Here is a 13946-nt window from a genome sequence, read left to right as displayed (position 1 = left end):
GAGTAATCGGCTGATTGCTATTGTGCCCCAGACCTCCGCGTTTTTTAATGCCCGGAACAAAAAAACGAATAACAGCCCAATTCCGGGCCACTACGGAGGAGAAGCCGACATGTCTTTGCACCCCCCTTGTACTCCCCGCTGTTCGCAGCCGAGTCCGACCGACCGTCGCCGGAGCGCCCGATGAACGCCGCCGAACTGCTATGTGCCGGCCGCGCCGATGCGATCGCGCTGATTGAAGGCGACACCCGGCTCGATTACGCCGCACTGCGTGCGCTGTGCATCCGCAATGCCGCTGCGTGGATCGACGCGGGCATCGTTCCCGGTCAGCGCTGCGTCATTTCGCTGGCCGACGGCATCGACTGGGCGGGCGCCTTTCTCGGCCTGATCTGGGCCGGCGCGCAACCGATCTCGGTCAATCCCCGCACCAGCGACACACAGTTGCGCGAACTGGTGGACGACGCCGGCGCGGTCGCGCTGCTGCTCGATGATGCACGTGCCGCCGACCTGGGCGACGCGCGCGCGATCGGACTGACGGCGTGGCGCCAGCGCACCGCGGCGGCGACGCACGCTCCCGCCGCGGTCGACATGGACGAGGACGCACCGGCGTTCCTGCTCTACTCCTCGGGCACCACCGGCAAGCCGAAGGGCGTGATCCATGCGCAGCGTGCGGTCAAGCACGCCCACGTGTTCGCCCGCGACATCCTCGGCGCCGGCGCCGAAGACCGCTTCTATTCGAGCTCCAAGCTGTTCTTCGCCTACCCGCTGGCGAACTCCTTTTTCGCCGGCCTGCGCCTGGGGGCGACGGTGATCCTCGATCCGGCCTGGCCCGACCCGCAGCAGGTTGCGGCCACGGTGGAGAAGCACCGCCCGAGCATCTTCTTCAGCGTGCCGACGCTGTACCGGCGCCTGCTCGATGCCGGCACCGCCTTTCCCGCGCTGCGTGCCGCGGTATCCGCAGGCGAAGCCTGTCCGCCGGCGCTCGCCGAGGAATGGGCCGCGCATACCGGAGTCGAGCTGGTCAACGGCTACGGCACGACCGAAACCCTGTCGCTGATGCTCTACCGCACCCAGGCGATGCCGGCACTGTGCGCGAGCCCGCTGACCGACGTGGTCGAGGAAGACATCCCGGGCAACGAGGGCAGCCGCCTGCGCCTGTGGTTCTCCCACCCGGCGATCGCGCTCGGCTATTCGCGTGAAGTGACCCACGATACGGCACGCTTCGGCAACGGTGCGTTCTCCCCCGGCGACGTCTTCCGCCCGGCGGAAAGTAGCGAAGGGTGGCAGTTCGCCGGCCGTACCGATCAGCTGGTGAAGGTGTTCGGGCGCTGGGTGGACGTGCTCGCGGTGGAGAACGCGCTGCACGAGCGCCTGAAGTCGCAGGTCAACGAACTCTGCGTCGTTCCATCCCAGGCCGACGACGCGGACGTGATCCGCCTGCATCTGTTCGCCGTGCCCGGCAGCACGCCCGAAAACGAGCTCCTGCGCACCGCCCGCGAGGCGATCGAGGCCTTGCCGCCTTACCAGCGTCCGGAGTCGGTGCATCTGGTGGAGGATTTTCCGCGCACCGACACCGGCAAGCTCAGGCGCGGCGAGTTGGCCAAGGGCCTGCCGAACTGACCTCGCGCCGCCCCGGCGGAAGGGGGTCCGGCAAACGGGGCGGCCGCAGGCAGGGCGCCCCGTTCAGCGAGCGAGCGCGCGCTCGACGCTGGCGATCTTGTCTTCCATGCTCTGCTCACGGTCGGTGCGGGTGCCGAGCCGGATCGTGCTGGTGATGCGCGGCGCGCCCATTTCATGCACCACTTCGTGGCAGCGCTTGACCGCCGCCATCACCGCATCCCACTCGCCTTCGATATTGGTCCCGTAGGCGTGGAGCTGGGACTTGAGCCCGGCCTCGGCGATCACGCGCTCGCACGCGGCGACATAGCTCGACACGGACAACCCCACTCCGAGGGGAACGACACACAGATCGACGATCACTTTCATCGGACCGGCTCCGGAAAGATGGTTATTGAAACGGTTCTTGAATCCGCAGCGGGGGACGCCGCCCCGCGTCCGCCGCATGCTACCTCAGGCGCACGCCCCCGCGTAATGCCCTGCCCCCGCCCCCATTCCCGGCTCAAAGCCCGCTCAGTGCGCTCTGGATCTGCGCCAGCAACCACTGCAGGGCGGGATTGGCTTCGTGCCGGGGGTGCCAGTACAGGCGCACTTCGAACTCGGGCAGCTTGAACGGCGCCTCGAGCATGACGACCTCACCCTGGGCGCAGAACGTCGCCGCTACCCGTGAAGGCAGCATCACCACCAACTCCCCCTGGGCGATCAGTTGCGGCAGTGCGGTGAAGTACGGCAGGTCGATCGCGATCTGGCGCACAACACCCAACTCGGCAAGCACGTCTTCGGCCAGCCTGTGCCCGGAAAAAGTCGATGACACCGCGACATGACGGGAGGCCAGGAAGTGCTCGACGCTCATCGCGCCGATCCTTTGCGCGTGACGGCGGCCGACCAGGCAGACGTAGCGCTCGCGAAACAGCAGCGAACTGCGGCCCCGCCCGCGCAGCGTGGGCAGATGGCCGAGCGCGGCATCGATCTTGCCGGCGGCCAGGCCGTTGATGATCTCGTCGACCGGAACCTGCTGGATTTCGAGACGCAACCCGGGAGCCAGCGGACGCAGCCGGACTTCCAGCGGCGGCAGGAAGGACATGCTGCCGATATCCGACATCGCCAGACTGAAGCTGCGGCTCGTGGTCGCCGGATCGAAGCGGTGCGGCTCTTCGAGCGCCGCATCGACGCTCGCCAGCGCATCGACAAAGCGCGGGTACAGCCCGTGGGCGCGAGGGGTCGGCCTCAGCACCCGCTGCTCGCGCACGAACAACGGGTCGGCAAGCGCCTCGCGCATGCGTCCCAGAGCGTAACTGACGGTCGGCTGCGACAGCGACAGGCGCTGCGCCGCCGCGGTCACACTCTGGGTTTCATAGATGGCGACGAAACTCCGGACGAGGTTGAGGTCGAAGACATTCATTTATCTAATGCATCTATATGTAACATACACAGCATATATTGTTTCGATATTACTCCAAGAGTAGCCTTGCCCCCCTGTGGCTTTCGCGCTCGACGTCGACCGGGTGGAACCGGCCCGCCCACGCCCATGCCGACGCCGCACCTCGAGCACCACGACAAGTTCAACGATGAGGAGACACGACCGATGAAAAACTTCCGCACCACGCTGGCCAGAGCCGTCATGCTGCCCGCCCTGCTCATTCCGGCACTGCCTTCCGCCGCGGCGGACAAGCCGGTCGAACTGCGTTTCGCCAACTGGCTGCCGCCCCAGCACGCGCTGGCGCGCACCGGTTTCGAGCCCTGGGCCAAGTCGGTCGAGGAAGCGTCCGGCGGCTCGATCAAGGTGACGCTGTATCCGGCGCAGCAGCTGGGCAAGGCCGCCGATCACTACGACATGACCCGCGACGGCATCGCCGACATGGCCTGGGTCAGCCCGGGCTACCAGGCCGGCCGCTTCCCGATCTACGCCGCGAGCGAGCTGCCCTTCCTCTTCAGCACACCGGGCGCCGGCTCGGCCGCGGTCGATGCCTGGTACCGCGCCTATGCCGACAAGGAAATGGGCGATGTCAAGTTCTGTTTCTCGCACATGCACGTCGGCACGCTGCACTCCAAGCAGCCGATCACCGACCCCGACCAGCTCAAGGGCATGAAAGTGCGTCCGGCCAACGGCACCGTCGCCCAGACGATGACCGCGCTGGGTGCGACCAACGTCCAGGTGTCCGCCCCCGAAGCGAGGGACGCGCTCGACAAGGGCGTCGCCGATGCCATCACCTTCCCGTGGAATTCGCTGATCACCTTCAACGTCCACCGCGCCGCCAACCACCACACCGACATGCGCCTCTATGCCGCCAACTTCGTGTGGGTGATGAACAAGCGCTGGTACGACAACCTGTCCGGCAGCCAGCGCAAGGTCATCGACGACCACTGCAACAACGAATGGGCCGGCCGCGTCGGCACCGCCTGGGGCGACGAAGAGGACAGCGGGCGCGACAAGCTCGCCGCGATGGGCGACCAGAAGCTGGTCCCGCTCACCGATGCGCAGCTGGCCAAGTGGAAGCAGGCGGTCCAGCCCGTCTACGACGTGTGGGCGAAGAGCCTGCCCGGCGGCAATGGCGCCAGCGTTCTCGACGCCCTGAAGAAGGAAATCGCCAGCCGGAACGCCGGCCTGTAAGGCCGCACCGCGGGACCTCCGGGTCCCGCGCCCACGGCTCCGGCCTTTTCCCCGGGTCCACTTGCCCCCCGGTCCCCGGACCGGGGTTCGCCGCTTCGTGCGGTCCCTGTCCTTTTCCGGAGCCTGCATCGGCATGAAGCAGATCCTTGCCCTTACCGAGACCCTGGCCGCCGTCTTCCTGCTGCTGATCGCGCTGCTGACGGCCACCAACGTCCTCGCGCGCGAACTGTTCGCCGCGACTATTCCCGACTGGTTCGACGGCTCGCGCCTGCTGTTGGCCATCGCCATGTTCTGGGGGATCGCCCTCGCCACCCACCGCGGCAGCCACATCAGTGTCGACATCCTGTGGGAGCACCTCGGCGCGGTCGGCCGCCGCCGCCTCGAAATCGCGGTCACCGCGCTGTGCGTGGCCTTCTTCGTACCACTGGCATGGATGGTGTGGGTCAAGGTCGGCAGCACCGGTACCCAGGCCACCTCCGATCTGCGCCTGCCGCTGATCTGGTTCTATCCGGTCGCCGCGCTCGGCGCCACCGCGACCGCGCTGCTCGCATTGCACCGCCTCGCCGTGCTGTGGGCACGCCACCTGGAAACGATGAAAACGGAGAATCATTATGGATCGTGACCTGGTCGCCCTCGCCGGCTTCGCGGCGATGTTCGTCCTGATGGTGCTGCGCGTGCCGATCGGCGTCGCCATGGGCGTCGTCGGCGTGCTCGGCTTCGGTCTGCTCACCGGGACCTACCCGGCGCTGAACCTGTTCGCCAGCGTCCCGCTGTCGGTGCTGACCGACTACAACCTGTCGGTGATCCCGATGTTCATCCTGATGGGGGCCTTCGCCTCCCACTCGGGGCTCAGCCAGGAACTCTTCACCGCGGGGCGGATCTGGTTCGGCCATCGCCGCGGCGGTCTCGCCTACGCGTCGATCGCCGCCTGCGGCGGCTTTGCCGCGATCAACGGCTCGTCGGTGGCGACCGCGGCGACGATGAGCCAGGTCGCGCTGCCGGAAATGCGCCGCGCCGGTTATGCGCCGGGCTTTTCCGCCGGCCTCATCGCCGCGGGCGGCACCCTCGGGATCATGATTCCACCTTCGGTGATCTTCGTCCTGTACGGGATCATGACCGACACCGACATCACCCACCTGTTCGCCGCCGGCGTCGTCCCCGGCCTGCTCGGGGTGCTGTTCTACATCCTGCTCGTGCAGTACCTGGGCTGGCGCAATCCCGACCACCTTCCGGTCGGCGAAACGCACCCCTGGAGCGAGCGCCTGCGCTGCATGGGCGGCCTGTGGCCGGTGATCGTGCTGTTCTCGGTGGTGCTCGGCGGCATCTATGGCGGCTGGTTCACCGTGCAGGAGGGCGCCGGCGTGGGCGCCGCCGGCACCCTGGCGATCGGGATGGTGCGCGGCAAGCTGCGCTGGCCGCAGATCAAGCAGGCCCTGATCGATGCGCTGCGCATTTCCTCGGCGATCATGCTGATCGTCGTGGGCGCCTACCTGTTCGGCTATTTCCTGACCGTGACCCAGTTCACCCAGAAGGCGGTCGAAACCCTGGTCCATCTGCCGGTCGGCCCCTACGGCGTGCTCGCCCTGATCCTGATCGGCTACTTCATCCTCGGCGCGGTGATGGACGAGCTGGCGATGATCCTGCTCACGGTGCCGATCGTGTTCCCGGCGATGATGCAGCTCGGCTTCGACCCGGTGTGGTTCGGCGTGATCACGGTGATGGCGGTGAGCTTCGGCATGATCACGCCGCCGGTCGGGATCAACGTCTTCGTGATCAACTCGATCGCCGGAGACATCGCCCTGACCAAGATCTACCGTGGCGTCGCCGCCTTCCTCGCGGTGGACGTCGTGCGCCTGGTGCTGCTGTGCGCCTTCCCGATCCTGTCCCTGTGGCTGCCGGGAACCCTCAAGTAAGCTGATCGGCCCTCCGCCCGGCGGCGTCAGCGCGCGCCGTCGGGCGCGCGCGGCGCATCCCCTGCTCCGCCCTCGCTGAACAGCGCGATCAGCAGCTCCCGCAGCCAGCGGTGCCCGGGGTCGTGCTCGGCGCGCCAGTACCAGTACAGGCGGACGTCGAAGGCCGCGGTCGCCAGTGGCGAGTCGAGTGCGACAAGCTCGCCGCGCTCGACAAAAAGACGCGCCATGCGCGAAGGCACGAGCGCCGCCAGATCGGTGCGCGCGAGCACCCCGGGGAGCACCAGGAAATGCGGAATCACCAGCCGCACGCGCGATTCCAGGCGCTGCTGCTGCAGGGCCCGGCGGGCTTCGGCATGCGGGCGTACGAGCACGTAATCGAGGGCTGCGGGGTCGAGCCCGCCGCCGACGGCCGCGAGCGGATGATCGCGGCGCAACACAATCACGTAGCGTTCATGCAGCAGGCGGTGCTGGGAAACCTCGGCCAGCGGCGGCAGGTAGCCGACCGCAAGGTCCAGCGCGCCGCTTTCGAGCCCCGGCAGGATCGCCTCCAGCGCCATCTGCTCGACTTCGATCTTCACCCCCGGAGCGCGCTGCTGGAGCGCTTCCATCAACGCGGGCAGGAACACCAGCTCGCCGATATCGGTCATGTACAAGCGGAACGTGCGCGAAGACGATGCCGGCTCGAAGTGGTGGATCTGGTGGATCGCCGCATCGAGCGCATGGAGCGCCCCCGCCACCGTCCGCCCCAGCTGCTCGGCCATCGCCGTCGGCATCACCCCGCCCGGGGCACGAACGAACAGCGGATCCTTCAGCTCCAGGCGCAAGCGCCGCAAGGCATGGCTGATCGCCGGCTGCGACAGCCCGAGCCGGGTCGCGGCACGGCTGACGCTGCGCTCGCGGTACACGGCATCGAACACCTGGAGAAGATTGAGATCCATCCCTTGATTATGCATCCGCTGCATATCCAAAATGAAGCTCATCTAATGGATAGATAAAAACAGCTGACCTATAGTGAGTCTAAATCAGCCCCCACTCCTCTTGCACACGGAGCTCCGCCATGGAAGTGTCATTCAGCAAGGAACTCGAACAACTCAGGCAGGGGGCGGGAAGCACCTTCCACGGCGAAGGCATTCTGGCAATCACCAAGGCCCTGCTCCAGTCCGGCGTCGCCTACGTCGGCGGCTACCAGGGCGCACCGGTGTCTCATCTGCTCGACGTGCTGGTGCAGGCCGAGGACCACCTCGCCGAGCTCGGCGTCCATGTCGAGGCCTGCTCCAACGAGGCTTCGGCGGCGGCGATGCTGGGCGCCTCGATCCACTACCCGCTGCGCGGCGCGGTGACCTGGAAGTCGGTGGTCGGCACCAACGTCGCCGCCGATGCGCTCTCCAACCTGGCCTCGCCCGGGGTGCGCGGCGGCGCGCTGATCATCATCGGCGATGACTACGGTGAAGGCGCCAGCGTGGTCCAGGAGCGCACCTACGCGTTCGCGATGAAATCCTCGCTGCTGCTGATCGATCCCCGTCCCGATCTCGAACTGATGGTGCGCATGGTCGAAGAAGGCTTCGCCCTGTCCGAAGCGTCGAACACCGCAGCCTTCGTCCAGCTGCGCATCCGCGCCTGCCATGTGCGGGGCAGCTTCGTGTGCAAGGACAACATCGCCCCCGCGGTATCGCGCCGCGCGCTGATGAGCGACCCCGCGGCCTTCGACTACAGCCGCCTCACCCACGCCCCCTCGATCTTCGAGCACGAAAAGATCAAGACCGCCGAACGCCTGCCGGCGGCCCGCCGCCACATCCTCGAACGCGGCCTCAACGAACTCTTCGCCGGTTCCCGCGAGGACATCGGCATCATCGTGCAGGGCGGGCTGTACAACGCCCTGATCGGCGCCCTGCAGCAGTTCGGCCTCGCCGACGCATTCGGCGCCTCCACCCTGCCGATCCTGAACCTGAACGTCACCTACCCGCTGGTCCCCGAGCAGATCGCCGGTTTCTGCCGCGGCAAGCAGGCGGTGCTGGTGGTCGAGGAGGGCCAGCCGGAGTTCATCGAGCAGGACGTCGCCCTCACCCTCCACCGCCACGGCCTCGCCACCGCGGTGCACGGCAAGGACGTGCTGCCGATGGCGGGCGAATATTCGGTGGAAGCGATCGCCCGCGGCCTCGCCCCGTTCCTCACCCGGCGCGCCCCCGACCTCGACCTCGGTCCCGGCCTGCACTGGCTGGGCGAACTGGACGCGCGCCGCGGCGCGGTCGCCGCCGCCCTCGAGAGCGGGCTCGGACGCCCCCTGCCGGCGCGCCCGCCGGGCTTTTGCACCGGCTGCCCGGAGCGCCCGGTGTTCGCCGCGGTGAAGCTCGCCCAGCAGCGCGTCGGCAAGGTGCACATCGCCGCCGACATCGGCTGTCATTCCTTCGCCACCTTCGAGCCGTTCAGCCTCGGTCACACCATCCTCGGCTTCGGCATGAGCCTGGCGAGCCGCGCCGGCGTGTCGCCGATGATCGAAGGACGCACCCTGGCGATCATGGGCGACGGCGGCTTCTGGCACAACGGCCTGCTCACCGGGGTGGAGTCGGCGCTGTACAACGGCGACGACGCCGTGCTGGTGATCCTCAAGAACGGCTATACCTCGGCCACCGGCACCCAGGAAATCATTTCCTCCCCCGACGAAGAGGTCAAGGCCGCCGCACCGAACAAGCAGCAAAGCCTGGTCGATCGCAACGTCACCATCGAGAAGACCCTGCGCGGCATCGGCGTGCGCTGGCTGCGCACGGTCGACAGCTACCGCGTCGATACGATGCGCAAGACCCTGGAAGAAGCGTTCACCACGCCGTTCGCCGGCCTCAAGGTCATCATCGCCGAAGGCGAATGCCAGCTCGAGCGCCAGCGCCGCAGCAAGCCCTGGGTCGCCGGTCGGCTCAAGCGCGGGGAGCGCGTCGAGCGGGTCAAGTACGGCGTGGATGAGGACGTGTGCTCGGGCGACCATTCCTGCATCCGGCTGTCGGGCTGTCCGACCCTCACCCTCAAGGACAGCCCCGACCCGCTCAAGCCCGATCCGGTGGCGACGGTGATCGACGGCTGCGTCGGCTGCGGCCTGTGCGGCGAAAACGCCCACGCCGCCACCCTGTGCCCTTCCTTTTACCGCGGCGAAGTGGTGCAGAACCCGGGCCCGGCCGAACGTTTCCTCCACCGCCTGCGCCAGGCCGTGATCCGCATGCTGCAACCCGCCGGAGAATGAAACCATGACCCTCCCCGCCACCTTCACCTCCGTCGCCCCCGCCATCTCCGTCTCCGCCGCATCCGTCGCCCCGAGCGTCCGCCGCCCGTTCACCATCCTCATCGCCGCCCTCGGCGGCGAAGGCGGCGGCGTGCTCGCCGAGTGGCTGGTGGAACTGGCCACCCGCTGCGGCTACCCGGCACAGAGCACGTCGATTCCCGGCGTCGCCCAGCGCACCGGCGCCACCACTTACTACGTCGAAATCCACCCCGAGCCCCTCCCCGCCGGCACCCCGCATCCGGTGCTCGGACTCGCCCCGACGCCGGGGCGGATCGACCTCTTCATCGCCTCCGAACTGCTCGAGGCCGCCCGCCACGTCCATTCAGGCATGATCAGCGCCGAGCGCACCCTAGTCGTGGCCTCGTCCTCACGCAGCCTGACCACCACCGAGCGCATCAGCCTGGGGGATGGCCGCCTCGACAGCGCCCAGTTGATCGACTTCATCCGCCGTTTCAGCCGCAGCTGCGTCGTGTTCGACATCGCCGCCACCGCCCGCAGCGCCGGCACCGTGCCGAGCGCGGCGATGTTCGGCGCCATCGGCGGTACCGGCCTGCTGCCGTTCGCCCGTACGGACTGGGAAGAGGTGATCCGTGCCTCGGGCAAAGGCGTCGAAGCCAGCCTGCGCGGTTTCGCCCTCGCCTGGCAGGCGAGCGCTCCCGAACCGGCGACCGGGACTGCGGGGACGCCCGAAGGCAGGTCCGCAGCTCCGGCGGGCGCCGTTCAGCCGACCGCCGCCCCCGCCGCAATCGCCGGTTTTCCGGACGCGGTACAGGACATGCTCGTCCCGGGGCTGGCACGCGTCGAACACTTCCAGGACAAAGCCTACGGCCGCCTCTACCTCGAGCGCATCCGCCGCATTCACGCCGCCGAATGCCGTGCCGACCCGGATGCCCGCCACGGCTTCGCCCTGACCCGCGAATTCGCCCGTTACCTGGCGCTGTGGATGGCGTTCGACGACGTCGTGCGCGTCGCCGAGCTCAAGTGCAGTGCCCGCCGCTTCGAGCGCGTGCGCCGCGAAACCGGCGCCCGGCCCGACGACCTGCTGCGCATCGTCGATTTCCTCAAGCCCGGCATCGCCGAGATCGCCGGCCTGCTGCCACCGGCGCTGGCACGCTGGCTGAAGCGGTTCGAGGCCCGCCGGCGGGCGGCGGGCAAGCCCGCGCTGGAGTTCGCCCTCAAGCTCGACGCCACCAGCCTGCGCGGTTTCCTCGCCCTGCGCACGCTGGCGGCGCTGCGCGGCCTGCGCCGCCGTGGCGCCCGTTTCGCCCACGAGCAGGCCATGATCGAGCGCTGGATCGAAGCGATCGAGCACGCCGCGACCCAGGACTGGGCGCTGGCCAACGAACTGACCCTGTGCGCCCGCCTGATCAAGGGTTATGGTTCAACCAACGAACGCGGCAAGGAAAACCTGCTCCACATCCTCGACCACCTGCCCGCCGACATGGCCGCAGACGAGCGCCTGGCCCTCGTCCGCGGCGCGCGCGAAGCGGCCCTGGCTGACGAGGAAGGACGCGAGTTCGATCGTGTGTTGCGCGACCGCGGCCTGCCGGCCCGGCCGCCCAAGGCTCAGCCGCTGCGCTTCGTGCGCCGCAGCGAACTCGGCCGGGGCGGCGCCTGAATCCGCCTGCCCGCGCCGCGCCCCCCGCTCCGGACGGGCGCCGCCGCGGGCATTGCCGGCAGCAGCGCCGGATCAGCCTCGCGCCACTGCCCCGGCGCCAGGCCATCGAGCCGGAACGGCCCGACCGCAACCCGGAGCAGACGCAAGGTCGGATAGCCGACCGCCGCCGTCATCCGCCGCACCTGGCGGTTCCTGCCTTCGCGCAGCACGATCTCCAGCCAGGCGGTGGGTACGGTCTTGCGAAAGCGCACCGGCGGATCGCGCGGCCACAGCCAGTCCGGCTCCGCCACCCGGCGCGCTTCGCAGGGACGGGAACGGAAATCGCCGAGATCGAGCCCGGCGCGCAGGCGCGCCAGCGCCGCGGCGTCGGGCTCGCCCTCGACCTGGACGAGATACGTCTTGGGGAGCTTGTGGCGGGGGTCGGCAATACGGTGCTGCAAGGCGCCATCGTCGGTCAGCAGCAGCAGGCCTTCGCTGTCGGCGTCGAGGCGGCCGGCAGCATAGACTCCGGGCAGCGGTACATGATCTTTCAAGCTCGCCCGGCCGGACTCGGCAGTGAACTGGCACAGCACGCCGTAAGGTTTGTTCAGAAGCAGCAGACGGGGCATGCAGGGTTCGCAGGAAGAGGCATCGGAGCGAAGTGCGGCGCAACTGGATTCCGCGGCAGCCGTCGCGGCCCGGCCCGGCGGTCGAAAAGCTGGCGGAAGAGGTGGGATTCGAACCCACGGATGGTCGCCCATCGCCGGTTTTCAAGTTTCCCGGTCAACCGCTTTACGCCACTGTGAGTAGCTATTGTAAGCCTTGCGTACCTTTACAGGTCAATGGGTTGCATTCGCTTTTTGTTTTGCGGAACTTGTCGTAACTTTACCTGTGGCGCTTACGAACTGCTTATGAGCGCCTGAAAAGATGCGGCCGGCGACTGCGCCAACAGTCCCGACCGCGTGGTCAACTCCCTTAAGTACGAAGGAAGCCAACGTGACGATAGTAACCACAACCGCACCAGTCAGCGAGGCGCTATATGCCTAAGCTGACGAAGAACTACATCGACAAGATCACCGCGCCCGCTGACAAGGAGGCGTTCCACTGGGACGACTCGCTCAAGGGGTTCGGCCTCCGGGTCACTCCTACCGGCAAGATCACCTACATCGTGCAGGGGCGCGTCAACGGCAGTTCGCCCCGTATCAGCATCGGCCCGCATGGGGTCTTCACCGTCGATCAAGCCCGTGATGTTGCCCGCGAGCACCTGCGCAGCATGCGCATGGGCATCGACCCCCGAGCCGTCGCCAAGAAGGAAGCAGCCCAGCGCGTGACCCTCCGCGACGTGGCCGACGCCTACAAGCGCGACCGCCCCTTGAAGGACAGCAGCAAGGCCGAGATTGAACGCCATGTGACCACAACCTTTGAGGCATGGCTCAAGAAGCCGCTCAGGGACATCAACCGCGAGATGGTCACGAAGCGCTTCAACGACATCAAGAACAAAGGCACGCGCGGCGATGGGCCAGCCCCCGCGCAGGCGAACCAGTCAATGGCGGTGCTTCGCGCCCTGTTCAACTATGCCATCCGCGAATACCGCGAGCCGGACGGGTCGCCAGTGCTGACGGATAACCCCGTCGATGTTCTCTATAAGAAGTGGGTGCCGCTCAAGCCCCGCACCAGCCGCGTGCCTGATAGCAAGGTCGGCGCGGTGTGGTCATTCCTCACCCATGCCCGCGACCAAGCCTACAACCGAGACACGCTGGCAAGTATCGACCTCGTGATGCTGCTCATGCTCACAGGCCTGCGGATTGGCGAATGCAGCGAACTGACGTGGGACAGGGTCAACCTTGAGGAAGGCTGGCTTCACATACCCGACCCGAAGAACAGCAACCCCGTATGGCTGCCGTTATCTACGCAGGCGGTGCAGTTGCTGACCACGCGCCAGCGCGTCAAGGGTAGCCCGTTCGTGTTCTCGTCCTGGGGCAAGGCTGGGCATATCAAAGATCCGCGCGACACCATGAAGAAAGTCAGCGAGGCAGCAGGCACGAAGATCACGCCGCACGACCTGCGCCGCACCTTCACGACCATCGGCATTGCCAATTGCGGCATCGACTTGCACAAGGTCGAATTGCTGACGAACCATGTGCCTAAGGGCGTAACCGCGCGCCACTACCTTGAGACGAGTCACCTGCAATATCTCAAGCCCGAAACGCAGCGCATATCCGACTGGATCGAGCAGCAGGCAGCGGCCATAAACGACCGTTCAGAAAGTTAAACAACCTTTTATATCAACAACTTACGCTTGCTTGCCGCGTAAAGTTGCCCTATAGTTGCTTCAACTAACTCGCTCTCCAGTCCGAGCGTGATGCGACACCCCGCAAGGGGTCGGACTGGAGAAGACGCGCTGCATGGGCAGGAGCGGGTATCAGTCATCTGGAAACAGGTGGCAGATTCCACCGCGCCTGCCCTTTTTGTTTGCGGGCCGTGGATTGTCTGAGGACGCCACCCATGACCACGCTTTCCGCACTCAGCGACGATCTGCTGACGAACGAAGAAGCTGCCGCACTGCTCGGCATCAAGCCCAACACCCTCGAAATCTGGCGGGGTAAGGGCAAAGGCCCCAACTTCATCAAGATGGGGCCAGCCAAACAAGACCCGATTCGGTATCACATCGACGAGATCAAGGCTTGGTTGGCTTCACGCACCTTCACCAGTACCAGCGCCTACGCGCCGAACGCCAAACAAGCAGTTTGACGGTCATGGCGACGAAAACCCAATGCAGCCGCGCAACTTGCCGACCCCGCACACCCGCCGATAAGCCCTGCATAACTCCATATCGAGTAGGGGACGGGGTCACCCCCGTCGCCCTCTCACACCACCGTACGTGCGGTTCCGCATACGGCGGTTCATGAAAGACACTGGAGTCGTCGCGTCGTATCGAGCAGC

The 13946-nt window shown here is 67.0% G+C and carries 12 protein-coding genes; 8 read left to right on the top strand and 4 right to left on the bottom strand.

The features are described from left to right. The first annotated feature begins 180 nt into the window (after nucleotides 1-180). Nucleotides 181-1617 carry a class I adenylate-forming enzyme family protein gene (locus MXC99_RS06710; RefSeq protein ID WP_247724717.1) on the top strand — a complete coding sequence of 479 codons (1437 nt, stop codon included), beginning with the start codon at nucleotides 181-183 and terminating at the stop codon, nucleotides 1615-1617. A 63-nt stretch (nucleotides 1618-1680) separates the two neighbouring features. Here MXC99_RS06710 and MXC99_RS06705 read toward each other — a convergent pair whose 3' ends face one another. Beyond that, on the bottom strand, nucleotides 1681-1983 hold the full coding sequence (locus tag MXC99_RS06705; protein ID WP_247724716.1) for an MTH1187 family thiamine-binding protein: 303 nt from the start codon (nucleotides 1981-1983) through the stop codon (nucleotides 1681-1683). A 133-nt stretch (nucleotides 1984-2116) separates the two neighbouring features. Continuing rightward, nucleotides 2117-3016, bottom strand: coding sequence for a LysR family transcriptional regulator (locus MXC99_RS06700; protein WP_247724715.1), 900 nt, complete (start codon nucleotides 3014-3016; stop codon nucleotides 2117-2119). Between the two features lie 126 nt (nucleotides 3017-3142). Between MXC99_RS06700 and MXC99_RS06695 the strand changes: the two genes are divergently transcribed. From MXC99_RS06695 to MXC99_RS06685, 3 genes are all read left to right on the top strand, one after another. Continuing rightward, on the top strand, nucleotides 3143-4225 hold the full coding sequence (locus MXC99_RS06695) for a TRAP transporter substrate-binding protein (RefSeq protein ID WP_247724714.1): 1083 nt from the start codon (nucleotides 3143-3145) through the stop codon (nucleotides 4223-4225). Nucleotides 4226-4358: 133 nt separating this feature from the next. After that, nucleotides 4359-4847: a TRAP transporter small permease gene (locus MXC99_RS06690; protein ID WP_247724713.1), complete on the top strand. Its 489-nt coding sequence runs from the start codon at nucleotides 4359-4361 to the stop codon at nucleotides 4845-4847. Next, on the top strand, nucleotides 4837-6138 hold the full coding sequence (locus MXC99_RS06685) for a TRAP transporter large permease (RefSeq protein ID WP_247724712.1): 1302 nt from the start codon (nucleotides 4837-4839) through the stop codon (nucleotides 6136-6138). Before MXC99_RS06690 ends, MXC99_RS06685 begins: the two co-directional genes overlap by 11 nt. Before the next feature lie 26 nt (nucleotides 6139-6164). Here the strand turns inward: MXC99_RS06685 and MXC99_RS06680 are convergent, their stop codons facing one another. After that, on the bottom strand, nucleotides 6165-7076 hold the full coding sequence (locus MXC99_RS06680; protein ID WP_247724711.1) for a LysR family transcriptional regulator: 912 nt from the start codon (nucleotides 7074-7076) through the stop codon (nucleotides 6165-6167). A 119-nt stretch (nucleotides 7077-7195) separates the two neighbouring features. Here MXC99_RS06680 and MXC99_RS06675 point away from each other — a divergent pair, with 119 nt between their 5' ends. Both MXC99_RS06675 and MXC99_RS06670 read left to right on the top strand, forming a co-directional pair. Continuing rightward, the gene (locus MXC99_RS06675; protein ID WP_247724710.1) at nucleotides 7196-9367 is read left to right on the top strand and encodes an indolepyruvate ferredoxin oxidoreductase subunit alpha; all 2172 of its coding nucleotides are present in this window, start codon (nucleotides 7196-7198) and stop codon (nucleotides 9365-9367) included. A 4-nt stretch (nucleotides 9368-9371) separates the two neighbouring features. After that, on the top strand, nucleotides 9372-11024 hold the full coding sequence (locus MXC99_RS06670; RefSeq protein WP_247724709.1) for an indolepyruvate oxidoreductase subunit beta family protein: 1653 nt from the start codon (nucleotides 9372-9374) through the stop codon (nucleotides 11022-11024). On the opposite strand, the gene MXC99_RS06665 is transcribed toward MXC99_RS06670, so the two are convergent. Beyond that, nucleotides 10973-11632 (bottom strand): pseudouridine synthase, encoded by a 660-nt coding sequence (locus MXC99_RS06665; protein WP_247724708.1) that lies wholly within the window; start codon nucleotides 11630-11632, stop codon nucleotides 10973-10975. The two genes, MXC99_RS06670 and MXC99_RS06665, sit on opposite strands and share 52 nt — an antisense overlap. Before the next feature lie 410 nt (nucleotides 11633-12042). On the opposite strand from MXC99_RS06665, the gene MXC99_RS06660 reads away from it, so the two are divergent. Both MXC99_RS06660 and MXC99_RS06655 read left to right on the top strand, forming a co-directional pair. Next, a complete protein-coding gene (locus MXC99_RS06660) occupies nucleotides 12043-13275 on the top strand; it encodes a tyrosine-type recombinase/integrase (RefSeq protein ID WP_247724707.1) in 1233 nt (410 codons plus the stop codon). Between the two features lie 233 nt (nucleotides 13276-13508). Then, nucleotides 13509-13754, top strand: coding sequence for a helix-turn-helix transcriptional regulator (locus tag MXC99_RS06655; protein ID WP_004083497.1), 246 nt, complete (start codon nucleotides 13509-13511; stop codon nucleotides 13752-13754). Nucleotides 13755-13946 lie beyond the last annotated feature (192 nt).

This window comes from Thauera aromatica (assembly GCF_023093595.1).
Taxonomy (GTDB): domain Bacteria; phylum Pseudomonadota; class Gammaproteobacteria; order Burkholderiales; family Rhodocyclaceae; genus Thauera; species Thauera aromatica_A.
This window is presented reverse-complemented; position numbering and strand designations above follow the sequence as displayed.